Genomic DNA, 13042 nt, shown 5'->3' with positions numbered 1-13042 from the left:
ACGGATGTGGTTATGGAAAAAGGCGATTATTCGCCAGAGAAGTTGGAGTCGACGCTTTCTTCCCAATCGGAAGCGTCAATATCAAAACACAGCACCAGCGGCTGGCCATCATCGGCCGTAAAGGCCTGGGAGATCGTCAGGCACATGGCGCCATCACTGATCGAGAGATAAGGGTCAGAAATATACATGCTGTCCGGACGCGCCATCGCTTCACGGAAATAGGTACGCCGCGCCCAGCGGGCACCGCGACCATCCTGCATGGGCTGAAAGCGCTGCGCTTCCTCGGTGGTTTGGCGGAAGGTCAGGTTAGCGCCCATCTGGTAGCCTTCCTGATCCAGCAGATAACAGCGGATGATGCCGTTGAGCTGCTGCAGGGCATTACTGTGCTCCTTGCCGAGATAGCCACGGCGGCAAGCCCCCACCCACAGCGCAAACACATCCACATACGGCGCGAGCTTGCGGGTTCGCTGCTGGTCGCCCTGCTCAAACCGGCGGCTACTGATCGCCAGTTGTGCACTGAGTTTACGTCGCCCATCGACAACCCCAAGGCGCGGATCGGCGGCGGGATAAGCCAGTCCAAAGCCCTGCACCATGTCTGCACCGGAATCAAATGCCAGATGCAGGTCGTCCTGGGTTTCGATGCCTTCCATCACTGCCAGCGCACCGGAGCCATGAATCAGCTGGATGAGCTTGGACAGCACATGACGGAATTTACGCTGGGCGCGCCCCTGCAACAGCATGGAGCGGTCGAGTTTGACGATATGGGGTTCCAGCTGCCAGATGCGGTCAAAGTTGGAATGACCGGCACCGAAGTCATCAATCGCGATCAGGGCGCCGCGCTGACGGTAGCTGGCAACCTGTTCGGCGAGATATTCCGGCGAGTTGCTTTCATGCTCGATGATTTCCATCACCAGCCGGTTCGGCGGAATTCTGAGAGACTGCATTTCCTGCCAGAAGGCTTCCGGGTCTTCGACCAGCACGCCGGTGGGAGGGCAGACATTCAGGAATAACCACTGTTCTTCCAGCTCAAGCGCCTGGAAGTTATTCAGGTGAAGTTCCTGACAAAGACGATCAAGCTCGGTTTGCTCACCCCACTCACGGGATTTATCAAACAGCTCGATGGGAGAATACTGGGTTTTGGTCGTGGCATCGTGACAACGCACCAGCGCTTCCATACCCACACATCGCCTGTGCGCCAGGGAATAGATGGGCTGAAAGAAACTGCGAAGCTCAAAATGATGAAATGAGCGGGTTTTCAGCATGGATGGGTCACTTTACCGGGAGATCGTTGCTGTGGATCAGTACCTCAATAGGTTACTGTTCAAGCCTTCTGGTTCCGAAAAACTCACCACGTGGCGTGGTTTTCACTCTCCCTGTCATATTGCACTGGCAGCGTCTGTCGCACAAATCCATGAAACGACAGTGCCAGGCATTATGCTGCCGTGCATCGTTCACTTTCGCTTACAAAATCAAGGCGCTAGGTGAAGCATGGCGTTATAACACCATAAGCGCTGATCGGCCAGTGCTTCGACATCTTCTTTATCATGACTGATCATAATCACCGCCGCGCCTTGCTCACACTGACGCCGCACCTGCGCCCACATAGTTTCGCGGGTGTGGATATCCAGCCCGGTGAAGGGTTCATCCAGCAATAAAAGTGGCGAGTGCCTGAGCCAGGCACGCACCAGCGCGACACGCTGACGCTGCCCGCCGGAAAGCGCTCCCGGCAAACGCGACTCCATCCCCGCCAGACCGGCTTCCTCAAGGGCGGCAGTCATTCGCGCCTTGTCATCGGCGCTCAGCTTAAGCCCGGGATGAATACCAAGGCCGACATTCTCCCAGACGCTCAGGTGATCAAAGAGATTGTGCTCCTGAAACAGCGTACTCACCGGACGATCCCAGGGTTCACGGCCCGTCCAATCCTCAAAAGCGTCCTGAGTCTGCCCGCGCTGCCAGCCCAGCCGACCGGAGGATGGCGTAAGAAAACCGGCAATCAGGTTCAGCAATGTCGACTTGCCTGCGCCACTGGGGCCCTGAATCGCCAGACACTGCCCTGCCGCCACCTTGAGGCTGAAGCAGTAATCAATGTCGTCATAGGCATAGCGAACATCGTCCAGAATCAACATGACTCAGCTCTCCTGAGGTTGCCAGCGCCGCCGAAACAGCAAGGCACAAAGACTAAAAATCATCACCATGGTCAGCAATATCAGCAAGGCGCAGGCTGCCGCTGCACTCATGCGATAACTGCCAAGCAGCTGATACAACAGCATCGGCAAAGTCGGTGAGGTGGGGCTGCCAAAAAGAGCGACGACGGAGAAATCCCCCAGCGAAAAGGTCATACCGTAGGCCAGCCCCAATCCAATCGCAGGCTTCACCCGAGGCCAGTACAACCAGCGCCAGGCATACCAGCCACGCAAGTTCAGATTGGCTGCCAGTTTCTGCGAAGGCTCATCCATGGAAGCCAATGGGCCGCGCAGCGCCTGAATCACAAAGGGCAGGCTGACCAGAATATTGACGGCGACCACCAGACTGTAGCCCGCCTCCATGACCGACACCCAGGGCCGCAGCAGGACGAACCAGCCGGTGCCGAGCACGATTGAGGGCAAAATCAGGCTGAGATAACCCGCGCTTTCCACAGACTGCCCCAGCGTTTTATTCATTCGCTGACGAAGGCTGAGAGAAGCGCCGACAATCAGCAGCGCCACCAGCACACTGCCCATTCCCGCCACCAGCGCCATACGCAGGCTCAGCCACCAGGCAGACCAGAGGCGGCCATCATTAAGCAACTGCCACAGGCCTTCGCTTCCTTCGAGCGCGACCGCCACCAGAGGCGGTAAGAGCAGGAGCATGAAAAGCAGCAGCGTTAGCCGGTCCAGCCAGCGTTTGGATGGCTGCAGACGGTCTCGTCGCGGCCAGGGTGAGGGCAAGGTGTATCCGGCTAACACCGAGGATTGCCCTCGCCGTCCGGCCAGCCACCAGAGCAGACCACAGATCAGCGCCTGCACCAGCGACAGCAGCGCCGCCTGGCCAATATCCATATCAAAGCGAAGGGCCTGATAAATCGCCACCTCCAGCGTGGTGGCGCGCGGCCCTCCGCCTAATGTCATCACAATGGCAAAACTGGTAAAACACAGGGTGAAGACCAGCGCACCGAGTCGCGGCAGCGCTTTTCTTAATACCGGCCATTCGAGGGTTCGCCAGAGAGACGGGCTTTGCAGACCCAGCTGCGCTGCCAGACGCCAGTGCTGGGAAGGGATCTGCTCCAGCGACTGCAAAAGTAAACGCGCCACCAGAGGCACGTTATAGAAGACATGGGCCAGCAAAATACCGCTTAACCCGTAAAGATAAGAGGGCAAAACCCCACTCAGAAGACTGTTCACCCATCCCTGACGCCCATGTACGGCCACCAGTCCGAAGACCACCACGATGGGCGGCAGCACCAGTGTGACTTCCATACAGCGGATCAGCCAGCGCCGTCCGGGCCAGGGGCCTCGTCGGAAGAGCGCACGGGCAACCGGCACTGCCAGCAACAGGGTTAACAGGGTGGAAAGCGCCGCCTGTTCAAGGCTGAACATTACCGTACGGCGCAGGTAGGCCTGTTGCCAGAGAGACGCAGGATCCAACTCACTGGCATGAGTAAGCAATGCCAGCAGCGCAGCCATGGCACTGCCGGCAATCATCAGCGCGATGATCACTCCCGGCGCCCAGCGCCAGACCGGTGCGACCAAAGGTGGCTGCACCGGCACGGAGTTTTTCAAAGGCCGCTTAGCCAAGGCGCTCAGCACGCCTTATTTGGAGCTGGCATCCAGCCACTCATTGACCCAACCCTTCTTGTGCTCTGCCACTTCGGCAGGCGTGAAGCTCAGGGTGTGCTTGGGCTGAATCAGTTTGGAGTACGCATCAGGCAGGGATTCGCCAATATTCACCGCAGGATACATCACATTGCCAAGCGGCATTTCCTGCTGGAAGTTCTTGCTCAGCATGAATTGCAGGAACTGTTTGGCCAGCTCCGGATGCTGACTGCTTTTCAGGCGTGCCGCCACTTCCACCTGCAGGTAATGGCCTTCATCAAAGGCTGCTGCCTGATAACGATCCGTCTTGTCCACCGCCATGTGATACGCAGGCGAAGTGCTGTAGGACAGCACCATCGGCGCTTCACCGTTCAGGAAGAGGTCAAAGTAAGCCTCAGACCAGCCTTTGGTGACCGCCAGCGTTTTCTTGCTGAGCTTGGCCCAGGCTTCATCGGCTTTGTCGCCATACACTTTCTTGACCCATAACAGCAGACCCAGACCTGGCGTACTGGTACGTGGATCTTCAATGATGATTTTCAGATCATCCGGTGCGTCCACCAGGGCTTTAAGACTGGTCGGTGGGTTCTTGAGCTTTTCGGTGTCATAGACGAAGGCAAAATAACCCCAGTCGTAGGGAACGAAAGTCTTGTCCTGCCACTCAATGGGAAGTTTCAGGGTGTGGGTGTCGATATTCGCGCTGGCGAAAAGGCCGGTTTTCTCGGCATCGGCCATCAGGTTGGTATCCAGCCCCAACACCACATCGGCCGGTGAGCTGTCACCTTCAAGACGCAGGCGTTGCAGCATGCTGCCACCATCGGCCAGTGCGACAAAGTTAAGCTTGCAGCTGCACTGGGTTTCAAAGGCGGTTTTGATTTTAGGGCCTGGGCCCCAGTCCGCCGTGAAGGAATCATAGGTGTAGACGGTCAGGGTATCGTCTGCAGCATTGGCCACAGAGGATGCTCCCATCGTCAGGGCAACAGATAGTGTTAATCCGCCTAAAGCACGGTTAACGCGTCGGGAAAATAATGTCATGCCACTCTCCATGGTCGGCGGTGAATCAGCACAGTGCTGACTGCACAGCGTGCAAAAGTGGCGCAGTTGTGGACTTGGACTCAAATCCCTGCGCCAGTATCATCTGGATCAGGTTCGACGGGTTAGCAGTCCGAGAGAACAAGGCAAATCAGCCTGAGCACCTTGGGATTTCACCTGCACGAAGGCAGGAGTATCTTTCAGGCATTCAGAATGTGACCGCTGTCCTGTGACGCTTCTCAGCGACTGGCAAGCCAGGTTAGCACCCCGTTGAGCCGGTCGGCATTCTAACGCAATAGTCATGCAGGTTGTAGATGAGGTAGTTGAGAGCATGGAACTCGCGGATTTTCTGAAAAAAATGGTCGAAGGTGACGGTTCTGACCTTTACCTCTCACCAGGTGCGCCTGCGAGTGTCAAATTCAACGGAACCTTGACCGGAATAGGCGAAAACCTCTCTCCGGATGAAGTAAAACGCCTTGTGTTCTCGGTAATGAGCCAGGAGCAGATTGAAGTTTTCCGTCAGGATCAGGAGCTGAACTTCGCCCTGTCACTGCCGGGCATTGGCCGCTTCCGTGTCAACCTCTTTATCCAGCGCGGCCAGCTGGGCTCCGTCATTCGTTACATCAAAACCAGCATTCCCAATTTTGAAGAACTGCGACTGCCGCCGGTGCTGCGCGAGGTTGTTCTCGACAAGCAGGGGCTGGTGCTATTCGTCGGTTCCACCGGCTCTGGTAAGTCGACCTCGCTGGCAGCCCTGATTGACCACCGTAACACGCATCATGCCGGTCATATCATCACCATCGAAGACCCGATTGAGTACCTGCATCGCCATAAAAAAAGTATCATCAACCAGCGCGAAGTCGGCATGGACACCAAGCATTACGGTGCAGCGCTGAAAAACACCCTGCGTCAGGCGCCTGACCTGATCCTCATCGGCGAGATCCGTGATCGCGAGACCATGGAATACGCACTGGCGTTTGCCGAAACCGGTCACCTGACCCTGTCCACGCTGCACGCCAACAACGCCAACCAGGCACTGGACCGTATCATCAACTTCTTCCCGGAAGATCGTCATCGCCAGATCATGCATGATCTGTCCCTGAACCTGCGCGCCTTTATCTCTCAACGCCTGCTGCCCACCGTGGATGGCAAGCGCTGCGCCGCCTTTGAGGTGCTACTGCGCACCTCCAGCGTCAGCGAGCTGATCAAGCGCGGCGAGATTGGTGAGCTGAAAGAAATCATGGCCAAGTCGAATCACCTTGGCATGATGACCTTCGACCAATCCATTTTTGCCCTCTATAAAGAAGGACAGATCACTGAGGAAACCGCACTGCGTAATGCGGACTCACCCAACAACATGCGCTTAATGATCAAGTTCTACAAAGACGGTGAAGGCATTGCCTCAACTCAGGCCCATGCTCCTCAACCCTCGGCCACCAGTCACATGCATGGCCACAATCACAGTATTGGCCATCACGGCTCAACCTCGGTGCAGAGCGGTCATCCCAAGCCGCCGCCCGCCTTTGAAGTGGAATAGCACCTCCCGGGTTATCGAAAAGCCGCAACAGAGTTTGCGGCTTTTTTGTGTCCGGGCTTTAAGTCTCCCGCCACTCCCTGGCCGCAGCCTCACGCAAGGTTCCTCTCTATCTCTCTGAATTCCCTGATTTTTCTGAAAAAACCAAAGTAAAACTAAATGACACTGGCCCATTGCCGACTGAGGCGCTAGTTTTTAAGGAAGCATACCGAATGGGCAGGACACGGCAGATCTGCCCCGCATTCAGACCCGGCAGCACGGGAACCTGAATGAAGACCTGCTGTCCCACAGGCAGGTGCCGATAACGGCAGGGAGTCCACAGCATGAACTACGATTTGATCGGAGATATTCATGGCCATGCGCGGGCACTGAAAGCATTACTGCGCTGCCTTGGATATAACCGGGTACAAGGTGTCTGGCAGCGGCCAGGCCACACCGCTGTTTTTCTGGGGGATTTGATTGATCGCGGACCCCAGCAACGTGAAGTCTTAAAAATTGTGCGGGATATGGTCGAAATGGGTCATGCCCTAATAGTTATGGGTAATCATGAATTTAACGCTCTGGCCTATGCTACCCCGCACCCGCGTCGCCAGGGGCATTACCTTCGGCCTCACAGCCAGAAAAATCAGCTTCAGCACAGCGCTTTTCTGAGCCAGCTGCGGGAAGGTTCAAGTGCTTATCAGGACGCCATTGACTGGTTCTGGACACTACCGCTTTACCTTGAACTGGATGAGCTTCGCGTCATTCATGCCTGCTGGCATCCCTCCCATATTGAAGTGATGGATGACCTGACCCACACCAGTGCCCAGCTCACGCCGGAGCTGCTGGCTCGTGCCAGTCAGCCCGGGGACGCCGTTTACGATGCTGTGGAAGTGTTGCTCAAAGGCTTGGAAATGGAGCTTCCCAGCGATACCAGCTATCTCGACAAGGATGGCAACCCGCGAACTCAGCTACGCGTGCGTTGGTGGGACATGAATGCCAGCACCTATCGTGAGCTGGCACTGATTAATGAACAGAAGCGTCATTTGATCCCGGATGACCCGGTCGAGCCGGACTTTCTGCCCGGTTACGATCACGAAAAGCCCGTGTTTTTTGGCCATTACTGGATGACGGGCCGCCCCGTGCCTCTTAACCCCTCCCTCGCCTGCCTGGATTACAGCGTGGCGGCACGGCATGGCGGAAAACTCTGCGCCTATCGTTTTGAGGGAGAACGTCAGTTGCAGGAGCGTAATTTTATCTGGGTGTAGTCTGCGACCCCCCAATGAAAAAGGGAGGCCTATGCCTCCCGTTTTTTTATCTGACGCATTTAAACCATGATCAAAACGTTGTAATGATCAGCGGGCTTTAATCATCAGATGGTTTTGTTGAAACCGAAGACTTTCAACTCTTGCGCTGCACGCTGTGCCATTGAGCACTGGTAGCTGCGCGCAAATTCATTGGCATCGTTGTATTTTTGATCCTTATTCAGGCTCTTGATGCGATTAACACAATCATTGAAATCCGTTCTTAGCGACTCACGATTCTCCAGATAAAACGCTACCTGATCCTTTTGTTGCTTGGTTACTGCCTTACGCAACAAGTCGCAGGCCGTTTTGTCAAAGTTAATACCACTGCAACGGTCTTCACTCTGGGCTTTCAACTTATCTTTTGGGAACTGGGTAATCAGTGCAGACAGTGCGGTATTCAGCTTACCTTCTTCAAGCTCATTGTATGCCTTACAGGCTGCCGAAGGTTTGCCCCACATCTTCGGTGTACAGTCTTCACCGCTCTTGAAGAATTCCTCAGTTGACGCTGCACTCAGGCTTTCTTTGGCCTTGGCATACTCTTCATCGTATTGACGCTGAGCCTCGGCTTCTTTCTTTGCGGCTTCCTCCTGGCGCTTCTTGGCAGCGAGTTCAGCCTGAGCATAGCGATACTCACGGTTAGCCTTATCAGCGGCGATACACTCCTTGTCCTCAACGACGCTCTTTAACTTGTCTTCATCCTGAGACATAAAAGCCGATTTCATGGAAGCCTCGCACTCCTCCTGCTTGGCTTTAGCTTCATCCAGGTGTGACTGGTAGTAAGGCAGGTCATGGTCAGAGCAACCCGCCAGTAACAAAGCAGCAACACTACAGACCAAAATTTGGCGACGAATCATGATTTCCCTCTCTTAATTTAAGGTTTTTCCTTAGAACCCGATAATTCGCTTATCAGAAAGGCGCGCATTATAAACACAAAAACAACATTTGATAACGTAACTAAACAGCAATAGAATACCCGCGCGCTGGCAAACGGGGATGGACTGCCAGCCTGCAAACCGATTCAGGGATGAATTTTCAGTACGTCTGACAAATTTGCGTTTCACAGAGCGAAACCTGTTCCCTGTCTTTTGCATCCTGAATCTAGAGTCGTAGGTAGAATTACATGGTCATTCTGGGAACGCGTGGAACGGTTCTTACTGGCAGCATTGTCGAGGGCCCGGCATGCAGTCACTGTCAGCACACTTTTTTCAACACCTTCGGGGTTATTCGCTATTTTCACCTGTCACACATTCCGGTATTTCCTACCTCTCATGAGGCAGGCCTGAAATGTGGACACTGCCGCCGCACTCTGGCGGAAGAGTCGCTGCCCAAGGAAACCAAGAAGGCACTGATTCGCGAGTTCTTTCCTTTCTGGCGTGTACTGACCAAATACAGTGGCAGCCTTGCGCTGGGCGCCATAGCCCTTGCCGTCATCGCCAGGCATTTCCACTAAATAAAGATCACCACCACTGCGGGCCCTGCGCCCTCAGTACTATCTCGCCCCGGAAACGGGGCAGAAAGGTGCAAAGCACTCAGGGACGAGTGTGACTCCTCATTGCAACGGCAGGCTGTAACTCCACGCACGCTGAAGTTGCCCTTCCCTGAACAACATCAATGTCATTCTTATCAGGGAGAGCAGAATGATTTTCTTTGGTTCACGGGGAAAAATGCTGACTGGCGGCCAGATCGAAGGCCCACAGTGCAGCCACTGCCAGCACAGTCTTTTTAACGTCTTTGGCGTTATCCGCTACTTTCACCTCTACTGGATTCCGGTCTTTCCGACCTCGAAAAAGCCCGGTATGGAATGCGCCCATTGCAAGAAAGCACTGATCGGCGATGAGCTGCCCGAAGTCACCCGCAAGGCCCTTAAACGTGAGCTGTTCACTCGCAAGCGCATGCTGCCGAGTTTCACCGGGTTAATTATTCTGCTCGTGGCTTTTGTTGCGGCGGGCATCAGTGTCAGTAATGCAGAGAACAAGGAAAACAGTTATCTGGCGATGCCAAAAGCCGGCGACTATTACATCGTCAAATTAAAACCACTGCTCGGCGATGACCTTGAGAGCAAATATCCCTTCGGCATCCTGCAGATTCAGTCCGTCAGCGGGGAAGATATCGAGTTCAAGGTGGGCGGTTACAGCTACAACAAAAAACGCGGCGCGGAAAAAGCCATCAGTGAACATGAAACCGATGAGCAAAATTACTTTGTTGAGCAGACCAAGCACCTCACGCAACAGGAGCTGATCGCCTTCCAGCATCAGGGCGCAATCAAGTCCATCGAGCGCCCCGAATAACCCAAATAAATAGGCTGTCGACAAGCTGAGAGCTCAAAGCTTGTCGATATTCGCCAGACACCATGACGCCCGGTTAAGCACGGCTTCCCGGGCTTCTTCCTCTTGTTTATCCCAGTTTTTATAGAGCATGCCGATACGCGGATTGCGCTCCAGCCGCTCGCGGTGCTTATCCATAAAGCGCCAGTAGAGGCTGTTGAGCGGACAGGCCTTTGACCCGGTTTTCTCTTTGACCTGATAGTGGCAGCTGCTGCAGTAATCACTCATGCGCTGCACATAACTGCCACTGGCGGCATAAGGTTTGGAGGCAATCCAGCCGCCGTCGGCAAACTGGCTCATGCCCCGCGTATTAGGCAGCTCCACCCATTGCAGCGCATCGACATAAATACCGAGATACCAGTCATCCACCTGTTGCGGATCAATCTCCGTCAGCAGGCAGAAGTTACCGGTGATCATCAGGCGCTGAATGTGATGGGCGTAGGCATACTGGAGTGACTGGCCAATCGCCTGCTGCATGCAATTCATGCGGGTATCGCCATCCCAGAAATAGCCGGGTAAATCCCGCGCAGCCTTCAGCACATTCTGCTGTTCATACTCCGGCATATTGGCCCAGTACATGCCACGCACGTATTCGCGCCAGCCCAGAATCTGCCGGACAAAACCCTCGATTTGCGCAAGGTCGATATCATCCCGCTCGCGATAAGCCTTGATGGCCGCCTGAATCACCTGCAACGGGCTGATCATTTTGACGTTCAGGGCAAAGGACAAGCGCGAGTGATAGAGGCTCCAGCGGTGCTCGCTCTGATCGGTCATGGCATCCTGAAAGCGGCCAAAATTGACCAGCAGGTGCTCACAGAAAAAGCGCAGTAACTGGCGCGCTTCCTTACGGCTTGCAGGCCAGAGCAGATGATCACTGGCCTCGCCAAAATGCGGGATGTTGTGCCTGCTGAGCCGCACCAGAATTGACCGCACATCATGGCTGAAGCATAAGGGTTCGGGGATGCTTTCAAGATCCGCTTTTTTAAGCTTGTTGCGATTATCTGCATCAAAATTCCACTGCCCGCCTTCAGGCTTAGGGCCATCCATCAGCAGATCAAAACGCTCGCGCATCTTGCGATAGAAGTGCTCCATACGCACCGCCGTGGCGGGTTTAAAGTGCGTCGAAATATCCTCAAAGGGCAGCAGAAAGTGCTCGCTGTCGACCCAGCTGACTTTCTGTTCGGCCTGCTTTTTCAGCCGTTCAAAGGCCTGCAGCACGCGATATTCATCCGGCCGTTGCAGCTCAATACTGTGCGCATCGACGCGCTCGGCTTCCTGTATCAGCAAAGCCTCAAGGCTCAGCCCCTGCGTCTCATCCAGAGTGAGGTAACGCACCTGATGCCCGGCTTCTTTAAGGGCCGTCGCAAAGGTCTGCATCGCCAGAAAGAAAGCACAAAGCTTCTGGATATGGTGTTTAACGTAAGTGGCTTCCTCGTGCAGCTCGGCGATCAGATAGAGCACGCCGTCATCACTCTGCCGAAACCACGAATGCCCGGCATTCAGCTGATCACCGAGAATTAACCGCAGGGTATGACACTTACCCATGTGCACTCCTTGTGATGACGTCCATTCTCAAAACCGTAAAGGCTGCTGCGCCGACTCCGGCCGCACGTGGCGCGCCAGTATCCGGCCCTTGTCGGCTTTAACCGCCGAAGTATTACGAAAACCCCAGAGCCGCTCGCGGGCATCACGCGCCGCCTGCTCAAGATCAATAATGGGCAGCGGGTAATCCTCACCCAGCGTACAGCCATAAAAGCTCTCCTCCATCGCCGTCATGGTCCAGGGCGCAAAGCACTGCGGCACGGGCACCTGTGCAAGCTCCGGCAGCCAGCGCTTGATGAACTGGCCGTCCGGGTCCTGATCCTGCGCCTGCTTCACCGGGTTATAGATACGCAATGTATTAGTGCCGGTGACGCCTGCCTGCATCTGTAATTGCGGGTAATGAATGCCCGGTTCGAAGTCGAGAAAGTAACGGGCCAAAGGCTTCGCCGCCTCGCGCCAGTCAATATTGAGGTGATGGCAGAGAAAGCTGACCAGCATCGCCCGCATTCTGAAATTGATATACCCCGTGGCAATCAGCGCCCGCATGCAGGCATCAATCATCGGGATGCCGGTGCGCCCCGTTTGCCAGGCCTGCACATCCTCGGCGACACCTTCATCTGTGCGATAGGGAAATTGGCCATAACCGTGATTGACCGGACGAAACTCCATCGCGCACTCGCTTTCAAACTTCTGAATAAAGTGACAATGCCAGTGCAGCCGCGAGCTTAACGCCACCAGCGCGCGCCGCCAGCCGGGCGTTTGCCAGCGCGAAAGCAAATCCTGATAAACCTCGCGCAGGCTGATATTGCCCCAGGCCAGATAGGGCGAAAGCCTTGTGCAAGCGGTGCGACTGGTGAGCGGGCTGGAAAGCTGCCGGTGATAGTTCTTCCCTCGCCCGTCATAAAAGCTGGTCAGGGTTTGCCACGCCAGTGTCGGCCCGCCCGTTTGCATACCCGACTGGCGAGAAGTCCACGTCAGAGGAAAATCGGGCATTTTATAGTCCGGCAATGCACACCAGCTGACGTGGCTAAGCTCTGGTGTCACCAGCGGCGCGCGCATCATCGCTTGCCAGTGATCATCCCAATTGAGCCGATGGGTGAGCCCTCGAACCACCGCGCCCGAGGGAAATTCCTGCCAGCGTATACTCGCTTCCTCACACCATGCCGCCACGGCTTTGTCGCGGCTAAAGGTCAGTCCAAGGCCGGTTTCTTCACTGCTGTACAGTGCGTTAAAACCCGTGCGGTCCTTCAGTGCTTGCAGCACTTCAATGGCTTCATCATGGAAGCAATAGACCTGCGTGCCCAAAGGCGCGAGTTGCTGATTCAGATCCTGCAGGGATTGCAGCACGAAGCGCCAGTGACGCTCATCATAATGGCCATCGGCGACGAGACTCGGTTCCAGAATATAGATAAGCAGCAGCGGCTGCTGAGACTGCACCGCCGCCAGCAGAGGCTCATGATCCGTCAGGCGAAGGTCACGCTTAAACCAGACCACCGCCGGTGGTGTTTGCGGACATTGGTTCATATTTACAGACAT

Annotated in this window: 11 protein-coding genes and 1 riboswitch; of the genes, 4 read left to right on the top strand and 7 right to left on the bottom strand. The window is 55.2% G+C overall.

Translation table 11 applies throughout. The features are described from left to right. Positions 1–26 precede the first annotated feature (26 nt). From ACKC9G_RS03605 to thiB, 4 genes are all read right to left on the bottom strand, one after another. Positions 27–1262 (bottom strand): EAL domain-containing protein, encoded by a 1236-nt coding sequence (locus ACKC9G_RS03605; protein ID WP_411403569.1) that lies wholly within the window; start codon positions 1260–1262, stop codon positions 27–29. A gap of 207 nt (positions 1263–1469) precedes the next feature. Further along, on the bottom strand, positions 1470–2126 hold the full coding sequence (locus ACKC9G_RS03600; protein WP_411403568.1) for an ATP-binding cassette domain-containing protein: 657 nt from the start codon (positions 2124–2126) through the stop codon (positions 1470–1472). Positions 2127–2129: 3 nt separating this feature from the next. After that, positions 2130–3773 (bottom strand): thiamine/thiamine pyrophosphate ABC transporter permease, encoded by a 1644-nt coding sequence (gene thiP, locus ACKC9G_RS03595; protein ID WP_411403567.1) that lies wholly within the window; start codon positions 3771–3773, stop codon positions 2130–2132. Positions 3774–3788: 15 nt separating this feature from the next. Continuing rightward, entirely contained in the window at positions 3789–4823 is a 1035-nt protein-coding gene (gene thiB / locus ACKC9G_RS03590) for a thiamine ABC transporter substrate binding subunit (protein WP_411403566.1), read from the bottom strand. A gap of 67 nt (positions 4824–4890) precedes the next feature. After that, positions 4891–5100: riboswitch (TPP riboswitch) on the bottom strand. Between the two features lie 51 nt (positions 5101–5151). Here thiB and ACKC9G_RS03585 point away from each other — a divergent pair. Both ACKC9G_RS03585 and ACKC9G_RS03580 read left to right on the top strand, forming a co-directional pair. Further along, entirely contained in the window at positions 5152–6357 is a 1206-nt protein-coding gene (locus tag ACKC9G_RS03585) for a PilT/PilU family type 4a pilus ATPase (RefSeq protein ID WP_411403565.1), read from the top strand. 320 nt (positions 6358–6677) lie between these two features. Then, positions 6678–7601 (top strand): metallophosphoesterase, encoded by a 924-nt coding sequence (locus tag ACKC9G_RS03580; protein ID WP_411403564.1) that lies wholly within the window; start codon positions 6678–6680, stop codon positions 7599–7601. A gap of 104 nt (positions 7602–7705) precedes the next feature. On the opposite strand, the gene ACKC9G_RS03575 is transcribed toward ACKC9G_RS03580, so the two are convergent. After that, complete coding sequence (locus ACKC9G_RS03575; RefSeq protein ID WP_411403563.1) at positions 7706–8494, bottom strand: hypothetical protein; 789 nt, start codon at positions 8492–8494, stop codon at positions 7706–7708. Positions 8495–8760: 266 nt separating this feature from the next. Here ACKC9G_RS03575 and ACKC9G_RS03570 point away from each other — a divergent pair, with 266 nt between their 5' ends. Together ACKC9G_RS03570 and ACKC9G_RS03565 are read left to right on the top strand one after the other, a co-directional pair. After that, entirely contained in the window at positions 8761–9090 is a 330-nt protein-coding gene (locus tag ACKC9G_RS03570) for a hypothetical protein (protein ID WP_411403562.1), read from the top strand. 187 nt (positions 9091–9277) lie between these two features. Further along, the gene (locus tag ACKC9G_RS03565) at positions 9278–9928 is read left to right on the top strand and encodes a hypothetical protein (protein WP_411403561.1); all 651 of its coding nucleotides are present in this window, start codon (positions 9278–9280) and stop codon (positions 9926–9928) included. Positions 9929–9961: 33 nt separating this feature from the next. Here ACKC9G_RS03565 and ACKC9G_RS03560 read toward each other — a convergent pair whose 3' ends face one another. Next, positions 9962–11509 carry a cryptochrome/photolyase family protein gene (locus ACKC9G_RS03560; protein WP_411403560.1) on the bottom strand — a complete coding sequence of 516 codons (1548 nt, stop codon included), beginning with the start codon at positions 11507–11509 and terminating at the stop codon, positions 9962–9964. A gap of 27 nt (positions 11510–11536) precedes the next feature. Then, entirely contained in the window at positions 11537–13042 is a 1506-nt protein-coding gene (locus ACKC9G_RS03555) for an FAD-binding domain-containing protein (protein WP_411403559.1), read from the bottom strand.

The sequence above is a fragment of the Pokkaliibacter sp. CJK22405 genome (genome assembly GCF_046614695.1).
In the GTDB taxonomy this organism is placed as follows: domain Bacteria; phylum Pseudomonadota; class Gammaproteobacteria; order Pseudomonadales; family Balneatricaceae; genus Pokkaliibacter.
Note: the sequence above shows the minus strand (reverse complement) of the source record. Positions and strands in the feature narration are given on the sequence as shown.